Origin of the sequence: Enterococcus ratti (assembly GCF_001886195.1) — a bacterium.
In the GTDB taxonomy this organism is placed as follows: Bacteria; Bacillota; Bacilli; order Lactobacillales; family Enterococcaceae; genus Enterococcus_B; species Enterococcus_B ratti.
Genome location: NZ_JXLB01000065.1, coordinates 1 through 636 on the forward strand (window position 1 = coordinate 1; position 636 = coordinate 636).

1 protein-coding gene is annotated in these 636 nt (G+C 36.6%); it reads left to right on the plus strand.

The features are described from left to right. Window positions 1-636 (plus strand): hypothetical protein (locus tag RV14_RS12365; protein ID WP_167359870.1); only part of this gene is annotated, 636 nt, incomplete at both ends.

Sequence of the window (636 nt, forward strand, 5' to 3'; positions counted from 1 at the left end):
GAACAAATAAGGAAGGATCTCAATGCTTTATACTTTAGTAATAATGGAGTTATTGATAAAACTGGCTTATCAGGGGATACGACTCAAGGCGCGTTTGATGCACTTCAACAGCGTATTAATGCATTATCAAGTGACATTCCTGCAATGAGTCAACAAAAACAAGCATTGCAAACACAATTGAATGACATGCAAGCGATGTTACAAGAAATTCTACTTAAAACATCTACAGGACAAGTAGTAGTTCGAATAGATGCCAATCCTAAAGGAACGTATTTACACACATTTGGGGAAACACTACCTGGTAATGGGTTCATTGGGAAAGTGCAAGTTACTAGACCATCAACTTATGGTTTTCAGTCTTTGTACAACAAAGAATTTCGAGGAGGAACTACTACCAACAACTCAACTACGGGTGTTGGAAACGGAAGTGGATATAAATTAATTATCACGACGAATGAAGCACCACTAACGATCAATAGGAACATTCAATTATCCAATACAGTAAGTAAAGACTATATATTTGAAATAAAAGATGGTTGGAAATGGACAGTAAAATCTTCAAGTTATGATACAGCGCAAAGTGCAGTCAACGCATTGTTTAATGGGGAAACACCAAAACCAGAGAATACGCAAGAA